At 71.5% G+C, this 25754-nt stretch carries 23 protein-coding genes and 1 tRNA gene; 14 read left to right on the plus strand and 10 right to left on the minus strand.

Annotated features, from left to right (window positions below; all coding sequences use genetic code 11):
- Positions 1-75 precede the first annotated feature (75 nt).
- From RF645_RS11210 to RF645_RS11235, 6 genes are all read right to left on the minus strand, one after another.
- Positions 76-148: transfer RNA gene (locus tag RF645_RS11210), tRNA-Arg, on the minus strand.
- Between the two features lie 101 nt (positions 149-249).
- The gene (locus tag RF645_RS11215; protein WP_006213930.1) at positions 250-1248 is read right to left on the minus strand and encodes a siderophore-interacting protein; all 999 of its coding nucleotides are present in this window, start codon (positions 1246-1248) and stop codon (positions 250-252) included.
- A 50-nt stretch (positions 1249-1298) separates the two neighbouring features.
- Positions 1299-2099, minus strand: a complete 801-nt coding sequence (locus RF645_RS11220) for an ABC transporter ATP-binding protein (protein ID WP_006213929.1) — start codon at positions 2097-2099, stop codon at positions 1299-1301.
- Positions 2096-3145: an iron chelate uptake ABC transporter family permease subunit gene (locus RF645_RS11225; RefSeq protein WP_024289738.1), complete on the minus strand. Its 1050-nt coding sequence runs from the start codon at positions 3143-3145 to the stop codon at positions 2096-2098. The genes RF645_RS11220 and RF645_RS11225 overlap by 4 nt, the downstream gene beginning before the upstream one ends.
- A complete protein-coding gene (locus RF645_RS11230; RefSeq protein WP_006213927.1) occupies positions 3142-4197 on the minus strand; it encodes an iron ABC transporter permease in 1056 nt (351 codons plus the stop codon). The genes RF645_RS11225 and RF645_RS11230 overlap by 4 nt, the downstream gene beginning before the upstream one ends.
- Positions 4194-5300, minus strand: coding sequence for an iron-siderophore ABC transporter substrate-binding protein (locus RF645_RS11235; protein ID WP_058870801.1), 1107 nt, complete (start codon positions 5298-5300; stop codon positions 4194-4196). Before RF645_RS11235 ends, RF645_RS11230 begins: the two co-directional genes overlap by 4 nt.
- Positions 5301-5620: 320 nt before the next feature.
- On the opposite strand from RF645_RS11235, the gene RF645_RS11240 reads away from it, so the two are divergent.
- From RF645_RS11240 to RF645_RS11255, 4 genes are all read left to right on the plus strand, one after another.
- On the plus strand, positions 5621-7480 hold the full coding sequence (locus RF645_RS11240) for a phosphoenolpyruvate carboxykinase (GTP) (protein WP_006213924.1): 1860 nt from the start codon (positions 5621-5623) through the stop codon (positions 7478-7480).
- A 170-nt stretch (positions 7481-7650) separates the two neighbouring features.
- On the plus strand, positions 7651-8052 hold the full coding sequence (locus RF645_RS11245; protein ID WP_368819093.1) for an ATP-binding cassette domain-containing protein: 402 nt from the start codon (positions 7651-7653) through the stop codon (positions 8050-8052).
- On the plus strand, positions 8021-8407 hold the full coding sequence (locus RF645_RS11250; RefSeq protein WP_368819094.1) for a hypothetical protein: 387 nt from the start codon (positions 8021-8023) through the stop codon (positions 8405-8407). The genes RF645_RS11245 and RF645_RS11250 overlap by 32 nt, the downstream gene beginning before the upstream one ends.
- Entirely contained in the window at positions 8392-8610 is a 219-nt protein-coding gene (locus RF645_RS11255; protein WP_368819095.1) for a hypothetical protein, read from the plus strand. Before RF645_RS11250 ends, RF645_RS11255 begins: the two co-directional genes overlap by 16 nt.
- 682 nt (positions 8611-9292) lie before the next feature.
- Here RF645_RS11255 and RF645_RS11260 read toward each other — a convergent pair.
- A complete protein-coding gene (locus RF645_RS11260; RefSeq protein WP_368819096.1) occupies positions 9293-10690 on the minus strand; it encodes a phosphomannomutase/phosphoglucomutase in 1398 nt (465 codons plus the stop codon).
- 131 nt (positions 10691-10821) lie between these two features.
- On the opposite strand from RF645_RS11260, the gene manA reads away from it, so the two are divergent.
- From manA to RF645_RS11275, 3 genes are all read left to right on the plus strand, one after another.
- Positions 10822-11994 (plus strand): mannose-6-phosphate isomerase, class I, encoded by a 1173-nt coding sequence (gene manA, locus RF645_RS11265; protein WP_368819097.1) that lies wholly within the window; start codon positions 10822-10824, stop codon positions 11992-11994.
- The gene (locus RF645_RS11270) at positions 11991-14612 is read left to right on the plus strand and encodes an excinuclease ABC subunit A (RefSeq protein ID WP_368819098.1); all 2622 of its coding nucleotides are present in this window, start codon (positions 11991-11993) and stop codon (positions 14610-14612) included. Before manA ends, RF645_RS11270 begins: the two co-directional genes overlap by 4 nt.
- 518 nt (positions 14613-15130) lie before the next feature.
- Complete coding sequence (locus RF645_RS11275; RefSeq protein ID WP_368819099.1) at positions 15131-15952, plus strand: hypothetical protein; 822 nt, start codon at positions 15131-15133, stop codon at positions 15950-15952.
- 7 nt (positions 15953-15959) lie between these two features.
- Here RF645_RS11275 and RF645_RS11280 read toward each other — a convergent pair whose 3' ends face one another.
- Positions 15960-16160: a hypothetical protein gene (locus tag RF645_RS11280; RefSeq protein WP_006213916.1), complete on the minus strand. Its 201-nt coding sequence runs from the start codon at positions 16158-16160 to the stop codon at positions 15960-15962.
- A 143-nt stretch (positions 16161-16303) separates the two neighbouring features.
- Here RF645_RS11280 and RF645_RS11285 point away from each other — a divergent pair, with 143 nt between their 5' ends.
- Together RF645_RS11285 and RF645_RS11290 are read left to right on the plus strand one after the other, a co-directional pair.
- A complete protein-coding gene (locus tag RF645_RS11285; protein WP_058870798.1) occupies positions 16304-17152 on the plus strand; it encodes a thioredoxin domain-containing protein in 849 nt (282 codons plus the stop codon).
- Positions 17149-17472: an acylphosphatase gene (locus RF645_RS11290; protein WP_058870797.1), complete on the plus strand. Its 324-nt coding sequence runs from the start codon at positions 17149-17151 to the stop codon at positions 17470-17472. Before RF645_RS11285 ends, RF645_RS11290 begins: the two co-directional genes overlap by 4 nt.
- 9 nt (positions 17473-17481) lie before the next feature.
- Here the strand turns inward: RF645_RS11290 and RF645_RS11295 are convergent, their stop codons facing one another.
- Positions 17482-18297: a spermidine synthase gene (locus RF645_RS11295; RefSeq protein WP_024289752.1), complete on the minus strand. Its 816-nt coding sequence runs from the start codon at positions 18295-18297 to the stop codon at positions 17482-17484.
- Between the two features lie 129 nt (positions 18298-18426).
- Here RF645_RS11295 and RF645_RS11300 point away from each other — a divergent pair, with 129 nt between their 5' ends.
- The 4 genes from RF645_RS11300 to RF645_RS11315 all read left to right on the plus strand — a co-directional run bounded on the left by RF645_RS11300 (position 18427) and on the right by RF645_RS11315 (position 22873).
- Positions 18427-19641 carry an endonuclease/exonuclease/phosphatase family protein gene (locus tag RF645_RS11300; RefSeq protein WP_058870796.1) on the plus strand — a complete coding sequence of 405 codons (1215 nt, stop codon included), beginning with the start codon at positions 18427-18429 and terminating at the stop codon, positions 19639-19641.
- Between the two features lie 112 nt (positions 19642-19753).
- Positions 19754-20575, plus strand: coding sequence for a hypothetical protein (locus RF645_RS11305; protein WP_006213911.1), 822 nt, complete (start codon positions 19754-19756; stop codon positions 20573-20575).
- 202 nt (positions 20576-20777) lie between these two features.
- The gene (locus tag RF645_RS11310) at positions 20778-21677 is read left to right on the plus strand and encodes a glycerophosphodiester phosphodiesterase family protein (RefSeq protein WP_058870795.1); all 900 of its coding nucleotides are present in this window, start codon (positions 20778-20780) and stop codon (positions 21675-21677) included.
- Between the two features lie 383 nt (positions 21678-22060).
- A complete protein-coding gene (locus RF645_RS11315; protein WP_040560445.1) occupies positions 22061-22873 on the plus strand; it encodes an FAD:protein FMN transferase in 813 nt (270 codons plus the stop codon).
- 130 nt (positions 22874-23003) lie between these two features.
- Here RF645_RS11315 and purB read toward each other — a convergent pair whose 3' ends face one another.
- Positions 23004-24446 (minus strand): adenylosuccinate lyase, encoded by a 1443-nt coding sequence (purB, locus tag RF645_RS11320; RefSeq protein WP_006213908.1) that lies wholly within the window; start codon positions 24444-24446, stop codon positions 23004-23006.
- Between the two features lie 132 nt (positions 24447-24578).
- Between purB and hisC the strand changes: the two genes are divergently transcribed.
- Positions 24579-25685, plus strand: coding sequence for a histidinol-phosphate transaminase (gene hisC / locus RF645_RS11325; RefSeq protein ID WP_058870794.1), 1107 nt, complete (start codon positions 24579-24581; stop codon positions 25683-25685).
- Positions 25686-25754 lie beyond the last annotated feature (69 nt).

Genomic DNA, 25754 nt, shown 5'->3' on the forward strand with positions numbered 1-25754 from the left:
GAGAAAACGAACCCATACGAAAAAAGCCTGAGCCGCGACATCGTCTGTCAACGATGTCGCGACTCAGGACAGAAGTGCGCCACGAGGGATTCGAACCCCCAACCTTCTGATCCGTAGTCAGATGCTCTATCCGTTGAGCTAGTGGCGCCCGGCCCTTGCGAGCCGTGTCCTGCTGGACGGTCTCCCGTCCTGCGAACGAAGTAAGACTGTACTCGCCCGCTGCGCTCGCGCGCAAATCGGCAGCGGCTCTCAGGACTCGGCGCGGCCCTGCCGCCAGTAGCCCATGAAGGACAGGGCGGAGCGGTCGATCCCGGCGCCGTCCACGCACATGCGGCGCCAGGCCTTGATGCTGGCAGCCTCCCCCGCCAGGAACACATAGGTGCCCTCGGAGGAGGCCTCGGCCAGGGACCACTCGCGCTCGGCCGGCTCGGGCGTCTCGGCGTGCTGCGACCGGCTCGGGCGCTGCCCGGCCAGGGCCTCGTCGACGATGCTCGTCTCGAGCCCCAGCAGCTCGCCCAGGGCGCGGGCGCCGGGCTCCCTGAGCCGTGTCTCGGGATCGCGCGTCAGCATGTGCAGGCTCAGTCCGTGCTGTCCATCGGGCGGGGTGCGGGGGAGGGACCTGTCGGGGTAGGAGGAGGCGTCGTGGTCGTCCGGGACCTCGATGATCACGTCGGCGCGCAGGTCGGGACGGTCGCGGTGGAGCTGCTCGGCGATCGACAGCAACGCCGGCGCGGCGGTCTCGTCACCGACCGCGATGACCCGCTCGGCCTGCCCCGGGGCCCAGGAGCTCCACAGCGGCTCCTCGGGACCGGGGACCAGCAGGCACGCCGTGGAGCCGATCGAGGCGCGCGAGAACCACAGGCCACCGGGGCCGGCGTCGTGATCATGGAGGGCCACGTCGATCGCGATCTCGGGCACCCGCTGTCCGTCCAGGTCGATCCAGCGGCAGCTGCGCGCGGTGTACGTGCGCAGCCAGCCGCGCTGCTCGGCGGGAAGGGCGAACCACTCGGGGAGGCCCTGGCTCAGGTCGGGGTGCTCGGCCTCGCGCCCGGGCGGCGGGATCAGCAGCTTGAGGTAGGCATCGGCGCAGGTGATCTCGGGACCCTCGCCGATCAGCGCAGGCGAGGCGCCGAGCAGGTCCGCTCCGGCCATCCGGACGCGGCGGAAGGTCGGGGAGAGGTCCTCCACCGAGGTCACGGACACCAGCGCGGAGATGGTCTGGGGGCCTCGTGCGGACGTGCGGGTCATGGGGCCTCCTGGGGGCGGTGTGCGGTGCGAACGGGTGCCGGGCGGGCCGATCAGACGACGACCTGGGCCCGCGGCAGGATCACGGGATGGCCCTCCACAGGATCGGGCATGACATCGGCATGCAGGCCGAAGACGTCGTGCAGCCGCTGCTGGGTGAAGACCTCCTCCGGCGTCCCCGCGGCCACGATCCGTCCGCCGGCCATGGCGATGACGCGGTCGGCCACGCGCGCGGCCAGGTTCAGCTCGTGCAGCACGGCGATCACGGTGGTGCGGGTGCCGTCCGGTCGGCGCAGGCCGTGCAGCAGATCCAGCAGATCGACCTGATGGGACAGGTCGAGGTTGGCGGTCGGCTCATCGAGCAGCACCACGGGAGTGTCCTGCGCCAGCACCAGTGCGATCCAGGCGCGCTGGCGCTGACCTCCCGACAGCTCGTCCACCCGGCGGTCGGCGAAGTCCTGCAGGCTGAGCATGGACAGGGCCCGGGCCACGGCCTCGTCGTCGCCGGCTGCCGGGGAGCCCCACCACTGCCGGTGGGGATGGCGGCCGCGGGCCACCAGCTCGGCCACGGTCAGGCCCTCGGGCACCACGGGCGTCTGCGGCAGCAGTGCCACATCGCGGGCGTAGCCCTTGGAGCGGACCTGGGAGAGCTCGGTGCCCTGGAAGGAGATCGTCCCGGAGCTGGGGGCCAGCTGACGGGACAGCCCCTTGAGCAGGGTGGACTTGCCGCAGCCGTTCGAGCCGATCAGCACCGTGGTCTCGTGCGGGCGGATCTGCAGATCCACGTCCTGCACGGCCACGCGCTGGCCGTAGGCCAGGCTGAGCCCGCGGATGTCGAAGACCGGTTCGCTCATGAGCGCGCTCCTCTCCTCTGCTGGACCAGCAGCCACAGCATGACGGGGGCGCCCACGGCGCCCGTGATGACACCGGCGGGGAGCCGGGCGTCGCCGAAGGCCTCGGCGCCGATCATGTCCGCTGCGACCACGATCAGCGCGCCGACGGCCCCGCTGACGAGCAGCGAGACCCGCCCGCGATGCAGGGCCGCGGCGATCGGGGTGGACAGCAGGGCCACGAAGGCCAGCGGGCCGCTGGTCGCGGTGGCGACGGCGGCGAGCAGGACTCCCAGTCCGAGTGCGGCGGCGCTCGTGAGGGCCGGGCGGGCGCCGAGGGCCGAGGCCAGCTCGCTGCCCAGCTCCGCGGGCTCCATGGCGCGGTGGAGGGCCAGCGCGGCCGGGATGCCGACCGCGAGCACGATGGCCACGACGAGGATGCGGTCCCAGGTCGCGAGGTTCAGCGAGCCCGTGGTCCAGGTGGCGGCGTCCTGCGCACTCTGCAGCGACAGCCGCGCCATCACGAACGAGACGACCGCCCCGCCCAGAGCGGCGATGCCGATGCCCGCGAGCAGGAATCGCTCGCCCACGATGCCCACGGCCCCGCCGCCTCCGCGACCGCCCAGAGAGGTCGACACGAGGGCGATCAGCGCGGCGGCGGCGAACGCGCCGAGAAGCGCGGTCACGATCATGCTGGCTCCGCGCATGCCCAGGAACGCCATGCCCATCACGGCACCGGCGGCAGCGCCCTGCGAGATGCCGAGGATGTCCGGGCTGGCCAGGGGATTGCGCAGCACGCGGCGGAACAGTGCTCCGGCGAAGCCGAAGCAGATGCCCACGCCGGCGCCCAGCAGGGCCCGCGGCAGCTTGTCCTGCATCACGATGAACGTGGCGCCGGGGATGCGCTCACCGCCCAGGATCCGGAAGAAGTCCGGGATGGTGACGGTGTAGCCGCCGAGCAGCACGCGCACGGCCAGCATGATGAGCACCGCGAGGTACATGATCGCGATCAGGCGGCCCGTGCGGCGGGACTCGCGGCGGCGCATAGCGGTGATCTCCGAGGCGTTCACAGCGACACCCCCTTGCCGCGGCGCAGCAGCACCAGCAGGACGGGCACGCCCAGGACGACGGTCATGATGCCCACGTAGACCTCCTGGGGCGGTGCGATGACGCGGCCGACGACATCGGCCAGCAGCAGCAGCGCAGGGCCCAGCAGCAGGGACAGGACCACGATCCAGCGGTAGTCCCCGCCCACCAGACGGCGGATCGCATGCGGGATCAGCAGGCCCACGAAGGAGATGGGGCCGGCGGCTGCGGTGGCGGATCCAGCCAGGAGGACGACGCCGAGGAAGACGATCAGGCGCTGCAGGCGCAGGTCCACGCCGAGCCCGTGGGCGAGGTCGTCGCCCAGCGCCATGGCGTTGAGCCCGGAGGAGCCGAAGATCACCAGGGCCAGGCCCACCGCGATCAGCGGCAGCGCAGCGGAGAGGTCGGCGGCATCGGCGCGCGAGACGGAGCCGATGTTCCAGTAGCGGAAGCGGTCGAGGATGTCCGAGTGCGTCAGGACGATCGCTGAGGTCAGCGCGATGAATCCGGCGTTCACGGCGGCCCCGGACAGGGTCAGGCCCACCGGTGTGGGGGACGTGCCGCCGATCTGGCTCAGTCCGAAGACGAGCGCGGCGGCGACGAGGGTGCCCGCCAGGGAGGCGGCGCCCATCTCCCAGCTGGTGGCGGCGCCGAACCAGCCGAGGCCGATCACGATGCCCGCCGAGGCGCCGGCGTTCAGGCCCAGGAGGCCGGGGTCGCCCAGCGGGTTGCGGCTCACGCCCTGCAGCCCGGCGCCGGCGACGGCCAGCGCCGCTCCGACGAGGATCGCGGTCAGCGTCCGCGGGACCCGGCTCAGGACGACGGCGGTCTCGATGTCCGCGGTCGCACCGGAGTCCTGGTCCATGACCATTCCCGGAATGCGCAGGAGGACCTCCGACACGACCGCCGGGTCGACGGAGCGGCTGCCCAGGAACAGGGAGGCCAGCCCGGCCCCCGCCACGAGGACGAGGGCCGCGACCAGCGCGGTCCAGGGAGCCGCCCCGGCGACCCGGGGGCTCGTGCCGGCATGGCTCATGCGCTCGGGGATGCCTCTGCGTCCGCGCTGCCGCCCTCGAGGGTGGCGACGATCTGGGGCAGGACGGTCTCCAGGGCCCAGGGGAGGCTCAGCGGGGAGATCGCCGAGACGGACAGCGTCTCCTGCGCGTCGACCTGCAGCATGAGCTTGCCGTCGGCGACGGCCGGGATCTTGTTGAGCAGGTCATCGGACTCGATGGCCTGACGCACGTCCTCGGACATGGCCCACGAGATCAGGATGTCGGAGTCCAGCTCATCGGCGCGCTCCGGCGACCAGGTGATGAAGAACGACTCCGGGTCCTCGCCCTCCTCCTCGGCGACGACGGGCGCCTGCTCCATCTCGAGCGAGGACAGGAAGCGGGGGCGGTTGTCGATCGAGGTGTAGATCGAGATCTCGTCCTCGGCCTCCGGATCGACGGTGCCGTAGATGAAGGTCTTGCCCGAGAGCACCGAGTTGGCCTCGACGGCGTCGGCCAGCTGCCCCTCGAGGTCCGAGACGAGGTCGTCGGCCTGATCGTCCAGGCCCAGGGCCTCGCCCACGCCGCGGGTGGTGTCCTGCCAGGAGGTGCCGAAGGGCTGGGTGCCCTCCGGGTAGGCCACCGTGGGGGCGATCTCGGAGAGCTTGTCGTAGTCCTCCTGCGTCAACCCGGAGTACACGCCGAGGATGACATCCGGGTTCAGCGCCGCGATGGCGTCGAAGTCGATGCCGTCGGTCTCGGAGTACTGCTCGGGAGCCTCGCCGCCGACCTCCTCGAGCTTGTCGTCGAACCAGTCGGTCGAGCCGTTGTCGTTGCCGCCGAAGTCGATGGTCGGCATGCCGACCGGGACCACGCCCAGCGCCAGCGCGGCATCCTGGTTAGCCCAGGACACGGTGGCCACGCGCTCGGGGGCCGACTCGATCTCGGTCTCGCCGAAGGCGTGCTTGATGGTGCGGGGGAACTCGCCGCGCTCGTCGGAGCCGCCGGACGAGGAGTCGTCCGAGGAGCCGCCGTCGCCGGTCTGGCAGCCGGCGAGGGCGACGGCGCCGAGGCCGGTCAGGCCGGCGAGTGCCGAGCGCCGGCTGAAGCTGAGGCGGGAGAGCGCGGAGAGGTTCGAATCGGACACGTGGAGCTCCTGTGGTGTGGAAGGCGGAAAGGGCGAATCCGACCGCCCGTTCAGCGCCGCATCGACGGCGGTAGGGCGCCGACCTCGTCCAGCTAAGGTAAGGCTCAGCTACCGGCGCTCGAGCATATGCCGCGCCGGTCGAGGCGGCAAGGCGGCGGTGATCTATCACACGGCGCGTCGTGCAGTGCGTTGCGTAGACTGGGATCACACCCGCAAGCGGCTGCTTCCGCGCGGACGCCGATGACGGCGCTCGCGCATCTCGACGATGAGATCCCCGGGGGCAGTGCGCGCAGCACCGGCCTCAACGAGGAGACACGTCCATGGCTCAGCAGCCCACCGACAACACCGCCGGACTGACGGCCGAGACCCGGGCCGCCCTGGATTCGCCGCCCACCACCCACGAGGGCCTGATCTCGTGGGTCCGCGAGATCGCCGAGCTCACCACCCCTGATCGCATCCACTGGGCCGACGGCTCGGAGCAGGAGTGGAAGCAGCTCACGGACGAGATGGTCGATCACGGCACTCTCGTGCGCCTGGACGAGTCCCAGTTCCCCAACTCCTTCGCCGCCTTCTCCGACCCGGACGACGTCGCCCGCGTGGAGGAGCGGACCTTCATCTGCACGAAGTCCGAGTCCGGGGCCGGACCCACGAACAACTGGCGCGACCCCTTGGAGATGAAGGAGACCCTGCGCGGTCGCTTCGCCGGCTCCATGAAGGGCCGCACCCTCTACGTCATCCCGTTCGTCATGGGCCACCTCGATGCGAAGCAGCCCATGTTCGGCGTCGAGATCACCGACTCCGCCTACGTGGTGTGCTCCATGCGCATCATGGCGACCATCGGCGACGACGTCCTGCGCCGCATGGAGGAGACGGGCTCCGGGTTCGTCGAGTGCCTGCACTCGCTGGGTGCGCCGCTGGCCGAGGGCCAGGAGGATGTGGCCTGGCCCTGCAATCCGGACAAGTACATCGTCCACTTCCCCGAGGACCGCGCCATCTGGTCCTTCGGCTCCGGCTACGGCGGCAACGCTCTGCTGGGCAAGAAGTGCTACGCCCTGCGCATCGCCTCGGCCATTGCCCACGACCACGGCTGGCTCGCCGAGCACATGCTGATCCTCAAGATCACCGACCCGCAGCAGAACACCAAGTTCATCTCGGCCGCGTTCCCGTCGGCCTGCGGCAAGACGAACTTCGCCATGCTCGAGCCCACGATCCCGGGCTGGAAGGCGGAGATGGTCGGCGACGACATCGCCTGGATCAGCTTCAAGGACGACCAGGCGCGCGTGATCAACCCCGAGGCAGGCCTCTTCGGCGTGGCTCCCGGAACCGGCTGGTCCACCAACCCGAACGCCATGCGCGCAGTCGCCAAGGGCAACACGATCTTCACGAACGTGGCCCTGACCGACGACGGCGGCGTCTGGTGGGAGGGCATGACCGACGAGGTCCCCGAGCACCTGACCGACTGGAAGGGCCACGACTGGACCCCGGAGTCCGGCCGCCCCGCAGCGCACCCGAACTCGCGGTTCTGCACGCCGATCAAGCAGGTCGACATGCTGGCCCCCGAGTACGACGATCCCGAGGGCGTGCCGCTGGACGCGATCGTCTTCGGCGGGCGCCGCAAGACCACCGTGCCGCTGGTCTCCGAGTCCTTCGGCTGGGAGCACGCCGTCTTCCAGGGCGCCACGCTGTCCTCCGAGACCACCGCCGCCGCCAAGGGCGCGGTGGGCGTGGTGCGCCGCGACCCCATGGCCATGCTCCCGTTCATCGGCTACAACGCGAACGAGTACCTGCAGCACTGGCTCAACGTGGGCGAGCGCCACGGCGAGGAGAACATGCCCAAGGTGTTCTACGTGAACTGGTTCCGCCGCACGCCCGACGGCGGCTTCGCGTGGCCGGGCTTCGGCGAGAACTCGCGCGTGGTCAAGTGGATCACCGAGCGCATCGACGGACGCGCCGAGGGCCAGGAGACCCCGGTGGGAATCGTCCCCACTCGTGATGACCTGGATCTCGAGGGCCTCGACTACGATACGGCCGCCATCGACCGCGCTCTGGAGGTCGACGTCCATGAGTGGGAGGCCGAGCTGCCCAGCATCGACGCATGGTTCGAGCGCCTGGGCCGTGTGCCCGAGGTGCTGATCGAGCAGTCGGAGGGGCTGCGCGCCCGGCTCTCGGACGCCCGCTGATCTGCCCACCCTCATCGAGATGCCACCCGTCCGGGGGACAGTGCTCGTGGGGGCATCGGTGGCCGAATCCTTGGAAGCGACGCCGCTCAGGTGAGATATGGCGCCGCGACGAACCTCGCAGAGTCGACTCGTCGCGGCGCCATGCGCCTGTCGGGAGTCGACCGTCGCCCGTGATCCAGGGCCGGCGGCAGAGCATCCGGTCCGCTGATCCTCGGCGGGCCGTCCAAGGGCCCCTGAGGGGCGAGGAGACCGAGAGATCCAAGGCAGAGCGCTTCCGCATCGAGGGACTGACCAAGACCCATGGGCACCGCCGGGTGCTGCGCGGCATCGACCTCGCGGTGGGAGAGGGCGAGATCGTCGGCCTCGTCGGGAGCAACGGCGCGGGCAAGTCCACGCTGATCTCGATCGCCTCCGGCGCCGCCAGGGCCAACGGCGGGACCATGCACCTCAGCGTCCGCCCCTACCGCCCCTCCAGCGAGCGGGAGGCGCTCGAGCTGGGGGTCAGGCGCCGTGCAGCAGCGCTTCGAGGCGCCTGCGGGCATGAGCGTCCGCGAGTTCATCGGTGCCGGTGAGGGCATCGCCGAAGGCGGCCTGCTGGCGCATGGGCTGGCTGTGCTCGAGCAGACAGGCATCCGCCTCGACCTGGATGTGCCGGTGAGCGGCCTCCTGCGCGCGGAGCAGGCCCTGGCCGACGTCCTGCGCGAGTTGATGGCCCAACGCGGCTGCGGCATCCTCTACGTGTCCCACCGGGTGGACGAGGTCCTCTCTCTCGTGGACCGGATCCTGGTGATGCGCGACGGCCGGATCGTGTGCGGGCACTCGCCGCGCGAAGCCAGCACCCGGCGACGTCGTCTACTCGATGTTCGAGCGCCGCCTCTCCGCGCCGCAGCGTCCCGGCGAGGCCGAGCGAGATGCTCACCGCGCTGACCAGCCGCGGCACCGCGGTGCTGCTCGTGTCCTCCGAGATGTCGGAGCTCGTCCAGTGGTGCCACCCCATCCTCGTGATGCGCGACGGCCGCCTGGTCTTCCAGCAGGAGAACTCCGAGGCCACCGAGGACGCCCTCATGTCCGCCGCCATCGGCGAATCGGAGCCCTCCGGCTCGGGCCGCCGCGCCGCCACCTCGGCCTGAGTCCGACCGGTCAGCCGCCCGCCAGCGGCGTCCCGGGAGTTCAGGGCCCGGATCAGGTGGTACTGGTTCGACAGCGTGATCATGATGTCCTCGATCTCGGCGTCGATGTCGATCTCCTGCATGGTGCGCAGCTTGGCGCGGACCACGTTGGAGTTGCCGGCCGCGGCCACATCGAGGTCGAAGCCCGGGTTGCCGCCGGAGGCGAGGGCCATGCCGCTGGAGACATCGACGATGGCGGCGCCGTTGGCGCCCTCGATGCTCAGCAGCTCCTTGATGGAATCATCCAGTGGGACATGTCAGTGCTCTCCTGCGTGGTTGCTGTCGCGGAGGACGGGTTCTCGATCGGCTGGTGCGCCGAAGGGCGTTGTGATGGTGCCGCGGACTCGGGGACAGGCGCCTCGGGGGCTCGAGCCGGTGCGTGCACAGCGGTCTCGCGGGGTCCGGGGCGCTCGGCCTCCGCAGCATGAGGCAGGGTCGTGCGAGGCTGCGCGTCCTCCGCCTGCTGCTCGGAGTCCTGGGGGAGGGGCTGCTGGGATGCCGATCGGCTGCGTCGTCTGATCCAGATGGCCAAGGCTGCCCTTCACCTCTCCTGACGTCGCGTGGAGGGGATCGCCGCCGAAGCGGCCCCGCCGCTGCCCGGGAAGGGGCGAGGACGGGGCCGCGGATCCTGTCGCGCGAGGCCTCAGCCGCGCACGATGCCCAGCACGCGATCGCGCAGCTGCTCCATCACGGCGGGGTCGTGCGCCTCGACGTTCAGGCGCAGGAAAGGCTCCGTGTTCGACGGGCGCAGGTTGAACCACCAGGTCCCGTCGGCGGCGGCGAAGGTGGTGCCGTCGGAGTCCTCGACCTCCACGTCCTCGCCCGCGAACGACCCGCGGACGCGCTCGACCGCTGCCGCCTTGTCCTCGATCTCAGAGTTGATCTCACCGGAGGCGGTGTAGGGGTCGTAGCTGGCCATGAGCTCGGAGAGCGGACGCTGCTGCTCGCCCAGGGCGGCCAGCACGTGCATGGCCGCGAGCATGCCGGTGTCCGCGTTGAAGAAGTCGCGGAAGTAGTAGTGGGCCGAGTGCTCGCCGCCGAAGACCGCCGACTCGCGGGCCATCACGGCCTTGATGAAGGAGTGGCCCACGCGCGTGCGCACCGGGCGCCCGCCCCGCGCCTCCACCAGCTCGGGGACGGCGCGGGAGGTGATCAGGTTGTAGATCACGACGGGGGTCTGCTCGCCGGAGGCCTGCGCCCGGGCGATCTCGCGCTCGGCGACGATCGCGGCGATCGCCGACGGGGTCACCGCCCCGCCGTTCTCGTCGATCACGAAGCAGCGGTCGGCGTCGCCATCGAAGGCCAGGCCGATATCCGCCCCGTGCTCCCTCACGGCCTTCTGGAGGTCCACGAGGTTCGCGGGCTCGAGGGGATTCGCGGGGTGGTTGGGGAAGGTGCCGTCGAGCTCGAAGTACAGCGGCACGATCTCCAGCGGCAGCCCTTCCAGCACGGTGTCGCCCAGCACGGCCGGGGTCGTGAGCCCGCCCATGCCGTTGCCGGCGTCCACGACGACCTTCAGCGGGCGGATCCCGCGCAGGTCCACGAGTCCGCGCAGGAACTCGGAGTAGTCCTTGAGGACGTCGCGCTCGGAGATCGTCCCCCGGGTCTCGCCTGGCGGAATGCCGTCGGCCAGGTAGGACTGGGCGCGGTCGCGGATCTCGTAGAGCCCGGTCTCGGAGGACACGGGCACAGCCCCCGGCAGAGCCATCTTCATGCCGTTGTACTGCGCCGGGTTGTGGCTGGCGGTGAAGGTCACGCCGGCGGCATCGAGCACGCCGCAGGCGAAGTAGAGCTCGTCGGTCGAGATCAGCCCGATCTTCACGACGTCCGCGCCGCGAGCGGTGGCGCCCTCGGCGAAGGCGTCGATGAACTCGGGCGAGGACGGGCGCATGTCGCCGCCGACCAGCACCGTCCTTCCGGCCAGCTCGAGGACGTCGACGAAGGCGGCGCTGGTCGCGCGCACGGTCTCGGCGGTGATGGTCTCGCCCACGATGCCGCGGACGTCGTAGGCCTTGAAGGACTGGGACAGGTCGATGGTCATGCCCCGCACTCTAATGGAGGCGATGGGGCGGCTCCCGAGCGCAGGCGGGCGCGCCGCCGCCCCATACATGGGGGCGCGGGGCCCTGCTGCGGCAGGAAGGCGGGGACAGTCCCCGTGCTTACCATGGAGCCATGCCCCAGTTTTTCGAGATGATCGACCCCGTCCAGCACTACTCCTGGGGCTCGCGCTCGGTCCTGGCGCAGATGCAGGGGCGGCCCTCGCCCTCGGAGCAGCCCGAGGCCGAGCTGTGGATCGGCGCCCACCGCTCGGCACCCTCGCAGCTCGTGCTCCAGGCCGGCCCGCAGCCCCTCAACGAGCTGCTCCTGGAGAAGCCCGAGCGCTTCGTGCGCGACGGCGACCAGGTCGTGGCCGACGACGGATCCTTGCCCTTCCTGCTCAAGATCCTGGCGATCGAGGCCCCGCTGTCGATCCAGGTCCACCCCTCGATCGCGCAGGCCCGGGAGGGGTTCGAGCGCGAGGAGGCCGCCGGGATCGCGATCGATGCGGCGCATCGCAGCTACAAGGACCGCAGCGACAAGCCGGAGACCGTGGTGGCGCTGTCGCGGCTGCAGATCCTCACGGGCATGCGAGATCGCGCCGAGCTCGGTCTGCTGGCCGAGGCGCTGGACCAGCAGTGGCTGCGCGAGGTGCTCGAGCACCCCGAGCCCGTCCTGCGCACCGTGCTGAGCCTTCCGGAGGACCGGGCGCAGGCGGCTCTGGCCGATCTGGAGGAGGCCGTCCGTCGTCTGCCCGCCGACGACGAGCTGGGCTCCGTGCTGAACTACGTCGCCCGCTCGCACCCCGGTGACCGCGGCCTGCTGGTGGCCCTGTGCATGAATCACTTCGTGCTCGAGCCGGGGGAGTCCATGTTCACCCCCGCCGGCCAGGTCCACGCCTATCTGCAGGGCACGGCCGTGGAGATCATGGCCTGCTCGGACAACGTGCTGCGCGCGGGGCTGACTCCCAAGCACGTCGACGTCGACGAGCTGCTGCGGGTCGTGACCGATGACCAGGACCCCGGAGTGCCGCAGGAGGCGGTGACGGGCCCCGACGGGCTGCGCCGCATCTCGCTGTGGGAGGACCGCCTGAGCCTCGTCTCGGGAGAGGCCCGGCCCGGGCGCGAGCTCGAGCTGGATCCCAGCACGTGCACCGTCCTGTGCGTCGACGGCTCCGTGACGCTCGGCTCCCCTGGGGCCGAGCCCGTGGAGGTCGGCGCCGGGCACTCGGCGTGGGTCCGAGCCGACGGCGAGCCGGTCGTCGTGAGCGGGCAGGGCACCTTCTGGGCCGTGGAGCTGCGGGCATGACCGCCGGTTCCGGGGAGACGACCCCGTTTCAGAAGGCCGAGAACGCCGACGACAACGGCATGATCCGCATCCGCGGCGCCCACCTGCACAACCTGCGCGAGGTCGATGTCGAGATCCCGCGCGAGCAGCTCGTGGCATTCACCGGGATCTCCGGCTCCGGGAAGTCCTCGCTGGCCTTCGGCACCCTGCACGGCGAGGCCCAGCGCCGCTATCTCGAATCGGTGGCCCCGTTCGCCCGTCGGCTGATCGCCGGGGCCGTCGACCCCCAGGTCCGCTCCGTCGAAGGTCTTCCGCCGACCGTCGCCATGGGCCAGCAGCGCGGAGGCGGCACCGCCCGGTCCTCGGTCGCGACCATCACGGCGCTGTCGAACACGATCCGGCTGCTGTACTCGCGGGCAGGGGAGTATCCCCAGGGGATGGAGCTGGGCCCGCGCGGTCGGCTGGACTCCGACGCCTTCTCCCCGAACACCCCGACGGGCATGTGCCCGGTGTGCCACGGCCTGGGCGTGCAGCACGTGCCGACCGAAGAGTCGATGGTCCCGGATCCGAGCCTGAGCATCGCCGACGGCGCGATCGCGTCGTGGCCCGGCGCCTGGAACGGCAAGAACCTGCGCGACATCTGCCGCGAGCTCGGCATCGACATCGACCTGCCGTGGCGCGAGCTGCCCGAGCAGACCCGGCAGTGGGTGCTGTTCACGGACGAGCACCCCGTCGTGACCGTCCATCCCGTGCGCGGAGCCCATCAGGTCCAGCTCGAGTACCAGGGGACGTTCTCCTCGGCGGCCTCCCTGCTGATGCGCACGCTGGCCGAGACCGGCAGCGCGAGCATGCGCGCCCGCGCGCTGCGCTTCGTGGAGTCCCGCCCGTGCCCCGAGTGCGACGGCCGCCGCCTCACCCGGGCCGCGCTGTCCGTGACCTGGTCCGGCGAGCCGATCGACCGGCTGCAGGCCCGACCCCTGGACGAGCTGCTGCAGCTGCTCGAGGACAGGCGCGCGGAGCTGGACCGCCGTGCTGAGAAGGGCCAGCGACTGGGTCCCGGCGAGGAGGCTGAGCATCTGCTGCTCGAGGACGGCTGCTCGACCCTGCGCTCGGTCGTGGACCTGGGCCTCGGGCATCTGAGCCTGGATCGCAGCAGCCTCAGCATCTCCCCCGGCGAGATGCAGCGCCTGCGCCTGGCGGTGCAGCTGCGCTCGGGGCTCTTCGGGGTGGTCTACGTCCTGGACGAGCCCTCGGCGGGGCTGCACCCATCGGAGGCGCGTCAGCTCATGGCGGTGCTGCGCCGCCTCGTGGGTGCGGGCAGCAGCGTGTGCCTGGTCGAGCACGACATGGAGCTCGTGCGCGGCTGCGACTGGGTGGTCGACGTCGGCCCCGGCGCGGGCACCCAGGGCGGACGCATCCTGCACTCCGGTCCCGTCGACCAGCTCCAGGACGTCGCGGAATCGGCCACGGGCCGTTTCCTGCGCGCCTCGACGCCGCCGGAGCAGATCCGCGGCGGCCCCGTGCGGGTGAGCGAGCAGCGCCTGCGCCTGCGGGGCGTGCGCCGCAACACCCTCGACGGCATCGACGCCGAGTTCCCGATCGGGGCGCTGACCGCGCTGACGGGCGTGTCCGGCTCGGGCAAGTCCTCGCTGCTGGATGCGCTGGCGGATGCGACGGCGCAGCATCTGGAGGGCTCCGGCGTGGTGGACCTCGAGGCGGGCGAACCGGAGGAAGCCAGCGAGGGCTCCGAGGCCGAGCAGCAGCGCCGTCCGGGCACCACAGTCGCGACCGCGGAGGGCCTGGAGGAGGTGCGCCGTCTGGTGCGGATCACCCAGAAGCCGATCGGACGGACGCCGCGCTCCGACCTGGCGACCTACACGGGGCTCTTCGATCACGTGCGCGCGCTGTTCGCCGACACCCCGGAGGCCCGCTCCCGCGGCTGGAAGGCCGGACGGTTCTCCTTCAACACGACCCCCGGGCGCTGCCCGCACTGCCAGGGGCAGGGCCAGGTGGAGGTCGAGCTGGTCTTCCTGCCCGGCTCCTGGACCGTCTGCCCGGTCTGCCACGGGACCCGCTACGACGACGAGACCCTCTCGGTGCGCTGGGAGGGGAGGACGATCGCCGAGATCCTGGAGCTCACGGTCGCCGAGGCGCTCGCCGTCTTCGCGGAGGAGCCGTCCGACGAGGAGGCTGCGCATCGGCCGCGCTCGGCCTCCCAGCGCCGCCGGGTCGATGCGATCCGCAGGCCCCTGGAGGCCCTCGGGGCGCTGGGACTCGGCTACCTGCGACTGGGCCAGCCGGCGACCGAGCTCTCCGGCGGAGAGGCCCAGCGGATCAAGCTCGCCTCCGAGCTGCACCGCACCGGTCGCAGCCGGACGCTCTACCTGCTCGACGAGCCCAGCACGGGGCTGCACCCGGCCGATGCCGAGCGCCTGCTGCGGGTGCTGCACGGCCTCGCCCGCGACGGGGCGACCGTCGTGATGGCCGAGCATCGTCCGGAGGCGATCCGCACGGCCGACCATGTCATCGATCTGGGCCCGGGCGCCGGGCGCCGCGGCGGGACCGTCGTGGCGGCAGGCACTCCTCAGCAAGTCGCCGCCGATCCCGACTCGGTCACGGGTCCCTGGCTGCGCGGCTGAGACGGCTCGCGCGTCACGGCCCGGACCGCAGTGCGCGGCAGGAGGCCGCGATCCGTAGGATGGCCGTGCGGCCCCGCCCGGCGGCGCGCACCCCCCGTATCCGCTCGCTTCGCAGGAGGCATCTGAGATGACAGCCGCCTCGCGCCCGAGCGCCGGACTCCGATCGGCCGCGCTGCTGGGCTGTCTCGCCGCCATGGGACTGCCGCTGGCGGGCTGCGCACCGGCCGATCCCGAGCCGGAGATCCCGGAGATGGAGCAGCCGCCGAACCGGGAGATCGCCGAGCCCGGGCTCGTGGCCGGGGCTGAGCTGCCCGTCTGGGCTCGCAGCGCCGACTGCAACCAGCCTCGACCCAGCGCCGAGGACGACGGCCTGGCGCGGACCGCACCCGCTCCGGATGCCGCTGACGTGGCCTTCGTGGTGCCGCAGACCGAGCTGGCCCTGTGCGAGCTGCCCGGGGTGGTCTCGGCGTCCGTGGAGGGCTCGTACTCCCAGGGGGGGCGAGGCCCGCGAAGGAACCGTGGACCTGGGGCTGCTCTTCGCGCCCGAAGCCACCCCCGAGCAGATCGCTCAGGCCTGGTCCTCAGCCGAGACGGAGGCCGAGGCCCAGCTGTCGGGGACCGGCATCGGCCTGGGACAGGTCTCCCTGGTGCTCGACGACGGCTCCTCGATCTCGGGACCGGCAGAGGCCTCGGCGGCCTCCGAGCCCGCCGCTGCGGACGGCCGGGCGACCGGCTCGGCAGCGACGATCCCCGAGGCCATCGACCTGCTTGCCGCGCTGCAGCGCACAGGCCCCCAGCCGGGCGCGCAGGAGACGGCTGCCCCGGATCCCTCGGCGTCGCCGTCCTCCGCCGAGGAGCAGGGGCCCGAGCGCCGCTGGTCGGTGAGCGTGGGCCAGCAGCTGGAGGTGACCACCGTCTACTCGGCCGATCTGTCTGCTGAGGGAGCGCTTCCCCAGCTCTCCCGGGTGCTCAGGGACACCCAGGAGGCCGGCCAGGCGCCGGGCGGGCACCAGGTCGCTGTGACCGTGATCGACGGCCGCGTGCGGCTCACGGTCCCGAGCGCGTTCGCGAAGTCGCTGACGCCCGAGCTGCTCGAGGACCTCCACGACCTGGGCCAGGTCCCTGATCTGCAGGCCACGGCGCGGGTCGAGGGCTCGGACGGGGCGGCGCCGATGCTCAGGGTGCGCTCCGAGCGGCTGCCGGAGTACAGCGAGCCGCAGTACGAGGAAGCAGCCGAGGCCCTGAGCGGCAGCGCTGCGGAGGCCGGAATGCACCTGGACCACCGGCTGGACGGAGAGCCGCTGTCCTTGGACGAGGAGCAGGCCGAGGCCCAGGACTGATCCGGTCTCAGCCGCGCGTGGGGCGCTGCGGGGCCTGGCCCGAGTGCCGTCGGCGCATCCGCAGCGCCATGCCCAGCCCGGTGATGGCCATCGCGGCCATGAGCGCCCCGAGCAGCATCAGCAGCGGGTCGGAGATCACGGCTCCCACGACGATCACGATCACCGCCAGGACGATGAGCACGATCTGGAACGGGACCATCAGCTGCACGGGCGGACTCCTTCTGGCAACGGGCTCTCGGACGGCACGACGCTGGCAGGGTATCGCGCAGTCAGATCCCGCCCGTAGTCTGGGCCATCGCAGACCGATCACCGCGGGGCCCTCCGGGCACCGCCTCACCCCCCGGGAGTGCCATGACATCCCATCCCACCGGATCCCGCCTCGCGGCCGGCCTGACGGCTGCCGCCTGCTGCGCGCTGCTGCTCACGAGCTGCCTTCCCAGCTCCGATGAGGACCCCTCGACCGAGGGCTCCGCCTCGGCTCAGGACTCCGCCTCCGCCTCGGAGACCGCGAGCGAGGGCTCCCCGAGCCAGGACCCGTCGGAAGGGGGCTCCGCCCAGGCGGAGGACTCCGCCAGCGCCCAGGACTCCGAGGCCCCGCAGGAGGACACCGAGGTCGCCGGCGTGGACCAGGCCATCGAGGACGGCTACGCCCTGAACACGGCCAGCGGAGATCTGCCCGTCGTGACCATGTACACCGACTACGAGTGCCCCGCGTGCGGGTCCTTCCACCCTGCGGTCGAGCAGGTGGCCGAGGAGCTCGACGGCGAGGTCGTCGTGCGCGTGAAGAACTTCCCCCTGTCCATGCACGACAACGCGGTGCCGGCGGCCCACGCGGTCGAGGCCGCCGGTCGTCAGGGGGAGGCCCACGAGTACGCGAGCCTCGTCTACGACGACGTCGACGAGTGGTCCGAGCTCTCGGACGGCGAGCTCGAGGACCGCTTCGTCGAGCTCGCCGGGGAGGCGGGGCTGGATGAGCAGCGCTTCCGCGAGGACATGGGCTCCAACGACGTCGAGGAGATCGTCGAGCAGCACAGCCAGCAGGCGGAGGACCTCGAGCTGACGGGGACTCCGAGCTTCGTGGCCGATGGCAGGGCCATCGACCTCGGGGAGATCGGCAGCGCGGAGGACCTCCGCGACGTGCTGCGCGATGCGGCCGAGGGCTCCTCGGGCTCCTCCAGCGATTCCGGGACCCGGGCATGAGCCAGCAGGGCGCAGCACGAGACGAGGAGGACGGCCTGGACACCAGTCAGAGGCTGAGGGCCATCGCGATCGTGCACGGAACGGTGCAGGGCGTGGGCTTCCGCTACTGGACGTGGAAGCACGCCGAGAAGCTGGGGCTCGTGGGCTGCGCCCGCAACCTCGACGACGGCACCGTGGAGGTGATCGCCGAAGGCACCCGCTGGGCGGTGCGCGATCTGCTCAAGGAGATCCAGGGCCCGGACGCACCGGGGGCCGTGATGCGCGTGGACGCGCACTTCGAGGACCCCCAGGGCGACCTGAGCGGCTTCACGACCGCCTGAGCGGCGGATTCACTCACCGGCCAGCCAGTCCTCGAGCTGCATGCGGTCCAGGACCGCGGCCGGGTGAGGGCCGGCGGCGCGCAGGGCGTCCAGGTTCTCGCGCGGCATGCTCGAGGGCGAGCCCAGCAGGATGAGGTTGCCGGCGCGCTGCCCGTCGAGCATCGAGGCGTCGCTCAGGCACCACACGTCGGCGAAGGCCGGGGCACCGCCGCTGCCCTGGGCCTGCACCATGCGCTCGGCCTGCTCGCGGAAGAAGCCGAGTCCCGGGTCATCGCCCACGTTGACGATCAGCGCCCCGTCGGGGGCCAGGACCTGGGCCATCTCCTCGTAGAACGATCGTTCGCGAAGATGGGCGGGTGCGTCGTCGCCGGCGAAGACGTCGAGCACCAGCAGGTCGAACGGCTCCGTCTCGGCTTCGCGCAGCGCGCTGAGCTGCTCCCGGGCGTCGCCGATCAGGATCCGGGGCGGCTGCGAGTCCGGCCAGGGGAGGTGCTCGAGCACGAACCCCGGCAGCTCGCGGGCCAGCTCGATCACCGTCTGCTGCGATCCCGGGCGGACCGCGCTCAGCCGGCGGGGCAGCGTCAGCGCCCCGGCCCCCAGATGCAGCGCGCGCACGGGCTGTCCGCTCGGGCGCTGCAGGTCGCAGGCCGCCGACATCCGCTGCAGGTACTCGTAGAAGACCCGGCTCGGATCCGCCAGGTCCACGTGCGACTGCTCGGCGCCGCCGATGCTGAGGATCCACCCCTCGGTCAGCTCGTCCCAGGCGATCTCGGCCCCGGCGTCGAGGGCGGACAGGAAGCGGGAGCGGTGTGCGGGGCGGGACATGCTCGGATCGTCTCACCGATCCGCGTGATCCGCTCGCCGTGCGTTCACGGCCGGTTCAACCGCTCTCGCTACGGTCGGTCCATGTCATCGGCCGACCGGCCGCGCCCACCGAGCACCCCAGGGGGTCACATGAGCCGCCGCACCGCACTCACCCGCCGCAGCCTGGTCGGAGGCCTGGCCGGGGCCGCGGTGACCTCGATCGCCCTTCCCGCCGCAGCCTCCGAGCGCGGCGGGGCCGGGCATCGGACGCTGCGCTTCATGACCTACAACGCCTCGCTCAACCGCGGCTCGCAGGGGCAGCTGGTGCGGGATCTCTCCACGCCCGGCAATGCCCAGGCGCAGGCGGTCGCCGAGGTCATCCAGCGCTGCGCCCCCGACGTCCTGCTGATCAACGAGTTCGACTACGACGCCGAGCACCTGGGCGTGCAGCTGTTCCGGGACAACTACCTGGCGCGCAGCCAGAACGGCCAGGCCCCGCTGGACTTCCCCCACGCCTTCACCGCTGCCGTCAACACGGGCGTGGACTCGGGCCTGGACCTCAACGGGGACGGGACGCTGCGCACCGGCGACGATGCCTGGGGCTTCGGCCTCTTCCCCGGCCAGTACGGCATGGCCGTGTACTCCACGGCGCCCATCGACCACCGCGCGGTGCGGACCTTCCAGCTTCAGCTCTGGTCGCAGATGCCGGACAGCCTGCTGCCCTGGGACTACTACGGCCGTGAGATCGGGAAGCGGCTGCGGCTGTCGTCGAAGTCGCACTGGGACGTTCCCTTGCGGGTGGGCCGCGACACCGTCCATGTGCTGGCCTCCCACCCGACTCCGCCGTCGTTCGACGGATCCGAGGACCGCAACGGGAGGCGCAACCACGACGAGATCCGCTTCTGGGCGGACTACATCACGGGTTCGCGCCGCGGCAGCTGGATCCGCGACGACAACGGGGGCACCGGCGGACTGCTGCCCGGCAGCAGGTTCGTGATCATGGGCGATCTGAACTCCGACCCTCAGGACGGGGACTCCTGGCCCGGGGCTGCCCGGCAGCTGCTGGAGCACCACCGCATCCAGGATCCCCGGCCGAGCTCGGAGGGGGCCGTCGCGGCGGCTGCCGCCCAGGGAGGGGCCAACACGAGGCATCTGGGCGAGCACCGCTTCGACACGGCGGACTTCACGGACCCGGCGCCGGGCAACCTGCGGGTGGACTACGTCCTGCCGTCGTCGAATCTCCGGGTGCAGGACTCCCAGGTGTTCTGGCCCGCCCCGGGGCAGCCCGGCGCGGAGCTCACGGGCTCGTATCCCTTCCCGACCTCGGACCATCGGCCCGTCTGGGCGGATCTGCGCGTGCGCTGAGTCGTGGCTGCGGCTCCCAGCCAGTCGTCAGGAGCCGATCAGACAGGGCGCTGATGGCCTTGGGTAGGCTGGTCGTCGAACTTCTCAAGGACACCCACCCCAGGAGACGACCGTGGCGTTCAACCCCCTGAAGCACGCATTCGATGATGACGGCAAGCCGACCCCGGCGCTGAACGGCTTCCTCGACAACGCCCTGAAGGTGCAGCGTCCCGTCGTGCTGCGCTGGGTCAAGCGGCTGCGCGCCGAGCACCCGGACGAGACCCCCGAGCAGATCGCCAAGCGCCTCGAGCGGATGTACGTCCGGGCGAACACGGCCACCGGCGGCGTGGCCGGCGGTGCGGCCATGATCCCGGGCATCGGCACGCTGGCCTCCCTGGGCGTGTCGACCGTCTCGGTCGGCGGCTACCTGGAGATGACCGCGCTGTACGCCCAGGCCATCGCGGAGCTGCACGGCGTGCACACCTCCGACCCGGTGCGCACGCGCTCCATGGTCATGGCCCTGATGCTCGGCGAGGACGGGGGCGTGCTCATGAAGCAGGTCCTGGCCTCGAGCTCCAAGTCCCGAGGCCTGACGAACCGCTGGGGCCTGATGATGGGCACCGGCTCCAAGGAGGGCGGCCTCGATGTCGGCAAGAAGCTGCGCAACATGTTCGTGCGCCGCTTCATCCGCAAGCAGTCCACGGCGGCGCTGGGCCGCGCGCTGCCCTTCGGCATCGGCGCTGTGGTCGGCGGCGGCGCCAACCTGGCCATGTCGCGGGCGGTCGTGAAGAGCACCCAGGAGGCCTTCGGGCCGCTTCCGGCGAGCTTCCCGCCCGAGCTGTCCGAGGTCGACCGGGCTCCCAAGCTCGCCGACGACGCCCGAGACCGCTCCAAGGATTCCGAGGAGGCCGGTGAGCCGGCGCAGATCAGCGGCGAGGGTCAGCAGGACAGCTGAGTCCTGCGGCGCACAGCGGCCGACATGATGCAGGACCCCTGGTCCCCGCCTGATCCTTCAGGCGGGGACCAGGTGCTTCATCGGGTCGGCCGTCGTCGTTCCCCCGGCGTTCACAGCGGGCCCCTAGCGTGAGAGGCGAGAGCGCTGTCCGACTCCCTGCGAGTCGACGGCGCAGCACCCTCTCCTCGCAGGAAGGCACAGCTTGGGCCCCAGGATCCTCGCGCATCGCGGAGCGAGCGCTCAGTACCCCGAGCACACGCGGGCGGCATACGTGCAGGCCCTGCTGGACGGGGCCGACGGCGTGGAGGGAGACGTCCACCTCACGCGCGACGGCCACCTGGTACTGCACCACGACGCCCAGCTGGGGCGCACGAGCGACGGCCGCGGACCGATCTCCTCGCACACGCTGGCCGAGCTGCGCCGTCTGGACTTCGTCTCCTGGAAGGGCGTCGAGATCCCGGTCAGCCACGGCGGGCCCCATGAGCAGCTGCTGACGCTGCCGGAGCTGCTCGAGCTGCTGCGCGGCGCGGGCAGGCGGGTCGGACTCGCCATCGAGACCAAGCATCCCTCCCCGGCCGGTCATCGGCTGGAGGAGGCCGTGCTCAGCGTCCTGATAGCCGAGGGCTGGGACCCGGAGACCGGGCGCCTGGGGAACCTGCAGGTCTCGATCATGAGCTTCCACCCGGATGCCGTGCGCCATGTCCTGCAGACCGTCGCCCCGCGCAACGTGTGCCAGCTGATCGAGGATCCCACCCCGGAGTCCGTGGCCGCGAGCCTGCGGGTCCCGGCTGCGACGGCCCGGCTCGTGCACGCCGGCATGCGCTGGGTCGTGCCGTCGGCGGAGCCGATCATCACCCGGGGCCTGTGCGAGATCGCGGGTCCGGGCATCGCCTTCGTGCGGGATCACCCCGGTCTCGTGCGGGCCTGGCTGGCGCAGGGCTCGATCCTGCGGGTCTGGACGGTCGACACCGCGGCGGACCTCGAGCTGTGCCTTGCCCTGGGCGTCCAGCAGATCACGACCAACCGGCCGGGGGAGCTGCTGGATCGACTCGCTGCGGGCGGTGCCCCCACCGCTGTCGGCAGCAGCGATAGAATGTGCTGAACAGCCCACTGCAGAATGCATATTCATTAGATATTCAATGCAGCCATGTTTCGATATCGTCCCCAGTCAGATGGGTCGAAAATATCGGAGAAAAGGTGTTGCATCTTCATTACTCGCAGGTAACGTATGGGCTGTGCCGACGGGTGCCGAGGCCCTCACCTCACTTCCGTCGACATGGCGCGCCGATTCGACAGGGGCTGTGACAGCAGTCCGAGAGACTGGAGTCTCGGGGCATCGCGCAGAGGAGCGGAGCCGGATCGCGGGCTGCGATACGTCTCCACCCTCTGTCTCCCGAAAATCTGGCCGGTGTCGATCCGCAGCGGCCTTCATCTGCTCCGGGGCATCCCCAGCCCCGCCTCATCCCCCCACGAGGTTCCCCCACCATGGCCGTTCCCCCCAGGCTCCGCCGCAGCGCCCCCACGCTGACGGCGCAGCGGACCGTGTCCGCCGTCGACCCGCTGACCCGCATGGTCGCCGAGTCCATCGCCGACGAGGTCCTCTCCGACCTGTCGTGGGTGCTCAGCACCGAGCGCCCGGACTCCGAGCTGTCCCTGCTGCTCTCCCTGAGCAGCGATCATGCGCTCACCGCCCAGATCTCGCCCACGCTGTGCGCCGTCCTCGAGGCCGCTCAGCGTGCCCAGGCCGTCTCGAGCGGCTGGTACCGCCCGATCCGCCTGTCGCGAGAGCTGACCGGCGGCGAGATCGTCGAGCTCGACACCCGCACGCGCCGGCTCACCCTGCCGCGCGGCACCGAGCTCGACCTGTGGGACATCGGCTGCGCCAGGGCCGCCGACCGCATCATGGAGCGCGTCCAGGAGGCCGATCCCTTCGCCTCCCTGGCCATCGTGGTCGGCTCCTCGGTCAGCGCTGTGGGCGCCGCCTGGGAGATCTCCGAGGCCCTGGGCGAGGACCTCACCGTGCTGGACCCCGCGCTGCAGCGGGGCGCCCGCGCCTTCGCCGTGCTCTGCGAGCAGACTCGCGGCGTCGGCGCTGAGGTGTGGGATGCCGTGGCCGTGAGCGCCGACAGCGCCGTGGATGCGCTGGCCTTCGCGGGCTCTGCCGAGGAGCTGGGGCGCATGGCCCCCGAGTGGCTCGAGACGGTCGGCGCTCAGGCCGAGCTGCGCCCGTCGCGCCCCGGACGGCTGTTCGGCCGTCGCCGCGTGCGCACCGCTGGCTGGGCGGCCAAGGACATGTGATCGGGCGGTGCGGACCTGACGGATCCGCGCCGCTGAAAGGGGATGCGAACGACGACGCCGGGCGGTGCTGCTGGACCAGCAGCACCGCCCGGCGTCGTCTGCGCGGGAGCCTCGGACGGGACGGGGCCCCTCAGCGCTCGAGATGCTCCACGAGCCTGGGGGCGATCCCGATGTAGGTCTGCGGCGTGAGCTGGGACAGGCGCTGCTCTGCGGCATCGGACAGCCCGAGCTCGGCCACGAACTCCTGCAGGCGCTGCTGATCCACGCGGTGGCCGCGGGTCAGGTCCTTGAGGCGCTCGTAGGGGTTCTCCATGCCGGGGGTCCCGGCGATCGCCTCGGCGCGCATGACGGTCTGGATCGCCTCTCCCAGGACCTCCCAGTTCTCGTCGAGGTCGGCGGCCAGGACGTCGTGGGCCACATCCAGGCGCTGCAGGCCCTTGGCGACGTTCGAGATCGCCAGCAGCGAGTGCCCGAAGGCGGTGCCGATGTTGCGCTGGGACGACGAGTCCGTGAGGTCGCGCTGCCAGCGCGAGGTCACGAGCGTGGCTCCGAGCGTGTCCAGCAGCGAGCACGAGATCTCCAGGTTGGCCTCGGCGTTCTCGAAGCGGATCGGATTGACCTTGTGCGGCATGGTCGAGGACCCGGTGGCGCCCTCGACGGGGACCTGGCGGAAGACGCCGATCGAGATGTAGGACCAGATGTCCGTGCAGAGGTTGTGCAGGATGCGGTTGAACCGGGCGACGTCCGCGTAGAGCTCGGCCTGCCAGTCGTGCGACTCGATCTGCGTGGTCAGGGGGTTCCAGCTCAGCCCCAGCCCCTCGACGAAGGTGCGCGAGACCTCCTGCCAGTCGGCCTCCGGTACGGCGGTCGTGTGGGCGGCGTAGGTTCCGGTGGCCCCGTTGATCTTGCCCAGGAACTGCGTGGATCCGACCCGGGCGAGCTGGCGCCCCAGGCGGTGGGCGAAGACCGCGAGCTCCTTGCCCAGCGTGGTGGGCGTGGCCGGCTGGCCGTGGGTGCGCGAGAGCATGGGCGCCTCCGCGCTGTCGGCGGCCAGCTGCGAGATCTGCTCCACGAGCTCGCGGGCAGCCGGGGCCCAGACCAGCTCGACGGCATCGCGCACGCCCACGGCGTAGGCGAGGTTGTTGATGTCCTCGGAGGTGCAGGCGAAGTGCACCAGCGGGATCAGGTGCTCGAGGCCCAGCGCGGGCAGCCGGCGCCCGATGTAGTACTCGACGGCCTTGACGTCGTGGACGGTCACGGCCTCGATCTCGGCCAGCTCGGCGATGCCCTCGGCGCCGAAGTCCTCGACGATGCGGCGCAGGCCGTCGATCTGCTCCTGGCCCAGCGGCTCGATCCCGGGCAGCACGCGTCCGGCGCACAGGTGGATGAACCACTCGATCTCCACATGGAGCCGGTTGCGGTTCAGCGCCGCCTCCGAGAGGTGGTCGATCAGCGGTGCGACGGCCGGGCGGTAGCGCCCGTCCAGCGCTCCGAGGGCCAGGGGCGGCTCGAGCCCGCCGAGCGGGATGCGGGCCGTGGGATCGTCGGTCGAGGGGGCGGAAGACTGAGACATGCGGACATTCTTCCATCCTCGGGCGGCGTCTCCGGGCGCGCGGCGGGCGCGCGCTGCTCGAGCCGGCGTTCCGTCCGGAACGGGGCTCCGAGGGTGGGCCTCATGCTGGGCCGCGCCGCTACAGTGAGGGTCATGTCCTCCGTCACACCCCGCGCCGCCCTGTCCGCCCTGCCCGACTACGCTGCGGGCCGGCCCCCGCAGCCCGTCGACGGCCTCGAGGCCTTCAAGCTGTCCTCCAACGAGAACCCCTGGGGACCGGTGCCGGCAGCCCAGGAGGCCATCGCCCAGGCAGCACAGCGGATGCACCGCTATCCCGACCCGACCGCCGCGCCGCTGCGCGAGCGGATCGCCCAGCACCTGGGCGTGCCCGCCGATGACATCGTGACCGGTGCGGGCAGCCTGGGTGCGCTGACGCAGATCATCGCGGCCTTCGCGGGAACCTCCTCCGACGGCACGGGCGATGAGGTCATCTACCCCTGGCGCTCGTTCGAGGCCTACCCGATCGTCGTGGGGACCGCAGGCGCCGTGAGCGTGCAGGTCCCCAACCTGCCGGACGGCTCGCACGACCTCGAGGGCATGCTCGCGGCCATCACCGAGCGCACCCGCGTGATCCTGCTGTGCTCGCCCAACAATCCCACCGGCCCGTCGCTGCGCCAGGACGAGACGGAGCGCTTCCTGGCCCGGGTGCCCGAGGGCATCCTCGTGGTGCTGGACGAGGCCTACCTCGAGTTCCAGGGCGACCCGGAGCTCGTCGAAGGCGTGCGCACCTACCGCGCCCACCCGAACGTGGTCGCGCTGCGGACCTTCTCCAAGGCCCACGGCCTGGCCGGTCTGCGCGTGGGGTACTCGCTCTCGCAGCCGGAGGTCACAGCCTCGCTGCGCAAGGTCGCGACCACGTTCGCGGTGACTGAGATGGCCCAGACCGCGGCGATCGCCTCGCTCGATCACCTGGAGCAGGTCCAGGAGCGGGTCCAGCGCATCGTCGACGAGCGCGAGCGCGTCCTGGCCCGGCTGGCGGAACTGGGCTGGGACGTCCCGCAGACGCGCGCGAACTTCGTATGGCTGCCGCTGGGCGAGGACGCCCGCCGCTTCGCCGAGGCCTGCGCGCAGCAGGCGCTGTCGGTGCGGGCGTTCGACGGCGACGGAGTGCGGGTCAGCATCGATGTGCCCCAGGCCAACGACAGGTTTTTGGAGATCTGCTCCAACTTCCAGACGCCCGCGCGTCACGTAGTCTCATGAGACAGCTTCGTCTCCGGGCTCTGCGCGCAGCAGACGGAGACGCAGGCATGAGCTGCCGGGCCGGACGGC

The sequence above is a fragment of the Kocuria sp. CPCC 205260 genome, assembly GCF_040981045.1.
Classification (GTDB): domain Bacteria; phylum Actinomycetota; class Actinomycetes; order Actinomycetales; family Micrococcaceae; genus Kocuria; species Kocuria palustris.

Bases quoted from the DNA above. Each gene is read 5' to 3' on its own strand.
- RF645_RS11260 (WP_368819096.1), bottom strand. From the start codon at position 10,690: ATGACCATCGACCTGTCCCAGTCCTTCAAGGCCTACGACGTCCGCGGC.
- RF645_RS11295 (WP_024289752.1), bottom strand. From the start codon at position 18,297: ATGTCCCGCCCCGCACACCGCTCCCGCTTCCTGTCCGCCCTCGACGCC.
- RF645_RS11230 (WP_006213927.1), bottom strand. From the start codon at position 4,197: ATGAGCCATGCCGGCACGAGCCCCCGGGTCGCCGGGGCGGCTCCCTGG.
- RF645_RS11315 (WP_040560445.1), top strand. From the start codon at position 22,061: ATGGCCGTTCCCCCCAGGCTCCGCCGCAGCGCCCCCACGCTGACGGCG.
- RF645_RS11215 (WP_006213930.1), bottom strand. From the start codon at position 1,248: ATGACCCGCACGTCCGCACGAGGCCCCCAGACCATCTCCGCGCTGGTG.
- RF645_RS11240 (WP_006213924.1), top strand. From the start codon at position 5,621: ATGGCTCAGCAGCCCACCGACAACACCGCCGGACTGACGGCCGAGACC.
- purB (WP_006213908.1), bottom strand. From the start codon at position 24,446: ATGTCTCAGTCTTCCGCCCCCTCGACCGACGATCCCACGGCCCGCATC.
- manA (WP_368819097.1), top strand. From the start codon at position 10,822: ATGCCCCAGTTTTTCGAGATGATCGACCCCGTCCAGCACTACTCCTGG.
- RF645_RS11255 (WP_368819095.1), top strand. From the start codon at position 8,392: ATGCTCACCGCGCTGACCAGCCGCGGCACCGCGGTGCTGCTCGTGTCC.
- RF645_RS11220 (WP_006213929.1), bottom strand. From the start codon at position 2,099: ATGAGCGAACCGGTCTTCGACATCCGCGGGCTCAGCCTGGCCTACGGC.
- RF645_RS11300 (WP_058870796.1), top strand. From the start codon at position 18,427: ATGAGCCGCCGCACCGCACTCACCCGCCGCAGCCTGGTCGGAGGCCTG.
- RF645_RS11250 (WP_368819094.1), top strand. From the start codon at position 8,021: ATGAGCGTCCGCGAGTTCATCGGTGCCGGTGAGGGCATCGCCGAAGGC.
- RF645_RS11285 (WP_058870798.1), top strand. From the start codon at position 16,304: ATGACATCCCATCCCACCGGATCCCGCCTCGCGGCCGGCCTGACGGCT.
- RF645_RS11270 (WP_368819098.1), top strand. From the start codon at position 11,991: ATGACCGCCGGTTCCGGGGAGACGACCCCGTTTCAGAAGGCCGAGAAC.
- RF645_RS11290 (WP_058870797.1), top strand. From the start codon at position 17,149: ATGAGCCAGCAGGGCGCAGCACGAGACGAGGAGGACGGCCTGGACACC.
- hisC (WP_058870794.1), top strand. From the start codon at position 24,579: ATGTCCTCCGTCACACCCCGCGCCGCCCTGTCCGCCCTGCCCGACTAC.